The 1178-nt window shown below is 66.0% G+C and carries 1 protein-coding gene and 1 pseudogene; both read left to right on the top strand.

Translation table 11 applies throughout. The annotated features are described in order from the left end of the window. A pseudogene (locus AB0I22_RS39785) lies at nucleotides 1-359 on the top strand (ABC transporter permease); the annotation flags it as partial. A 58-nt stretch (nucleotides 360-417) separates the two neighbouring features. After that, nucleotides 418-1170: an ABC transporter ATP-binding protein gene (locus AB0I22_RS39780; RefSeq protein ID WP_363135916.1), complete on the top strand. Its 753-nt coding sequence runs from the start codon at nucleotides 418-420 to the stop codon at nucleotides 1168-1170. The last annotated feature ends 8 nt before the right edge of the window (nucleotides 1171-1178 follow it).

The following is a 1178-nucleotide window of genomic DNA, read 5'->3' as shown; positions in this document are numbered from 1 at the left end:
TGCAGTTCGTGTTCAATACGGGGCTGGCGCTGGCGATGGCGCGGATGGGGAGCAAGACGCCGGATCTGGCGCAGTTGCTGCCGTTTGTGCTGCGGACGTGGATGTATGCGTCCGGGGTGATGTACAGCATGACGGATCAGCTGAGGAAGGCGCATGCGCCGCATTGGGTGATCGAGGTGCTGGGGGCGAATCCGGCGGCGGTGTTCATCGATCTGATGCGGTTCGCGTTGATCGATAATTTCGGTGCGGGGAAGCTGCCGTCGCATGTGTGGGTGCTGGCGGTGGGCTGGGCGCTGGTGGTGGGGGCCGGGGGTTTCGTGTATTTCTGGAAGGCTGAGGAGCAGTACGGCCGTGGCTGAGCAGAGCGCAGGGCAGAGCGCAGGGCAGGGTGGCGTCCCCGTTGGTGGGGGTGGGCGGGTGCCGACGGTGATCGCGGATGAGCTGCATATCGTGTACCGGGTGTATGGGGGGAGTGCGGGGCGGGGGAGTGCGACGGCGGCGCTGAACCGGATGGTGCGGCGTTCGCCGGGTGCGGGGGTGCGGAAGGTGCATGCGGTGCGGGGGGTGAGTTTCACGTCGTACCGGGGGGAGGCGATCGGGCTGATCGGGTCGAACGGGTCGGGGAAGTCGACGTTGCTGCGGGCGGTGGCGGGGTTGCTGCCGGCGGAGCGGGGGCGGGTGTTCACCGATGGGCAGCCGTCGTTGCTGGGGGTGAACGCGGCGATGATGAATGATCTGACGGGGGAGCGGAATGTGATTCTCGGGGGGTTGGCGATGGGGATGTCGCGGGAGGAGATCCGGGAGCGGTATCAGGAGATCGTGGATTTCTCGGGGATCAACGAGAAGGGTGATTTCATCTCGTTGCCGATGCGGACGTATTCGTCGGGGATGGCGGCGCGGCTGCGGTTCGCGATCGCGGCGGCGAAGGATCATGATGTGCTGATGATCGATGAGGCGCTGGCGACGGGGGACCGGGCGTTTCAGAAGCGGTCGGAGGCGCGGATCCGGGAGCTGCGCAAGGAGGCGGGGACGGTGTTCCTGGTCAGTCACAACAACAAGTCGATCCGGGATACGTGTGACCGGGTGCTGTGGCTGGAGCGGGGCGAGCTGTTGATGGACGGTCCGACGGACGAGGTCATCAAGGCGTACGAGAAGGAAACCAACCGCTGACACCACCG

The organism is Streptomyces sp. NPDC050610, from assembly GCF_040654875.1.
GTDB lineage: Bacteria > Actinomycetota > Actinomycetes > Streptomycetales > Streptomycetaceae > Streptomyces.
Note: the sequence above shows the minus strand (reverse complement) of the source record. Positions and strands in the feature narration are given on the sequence as shown.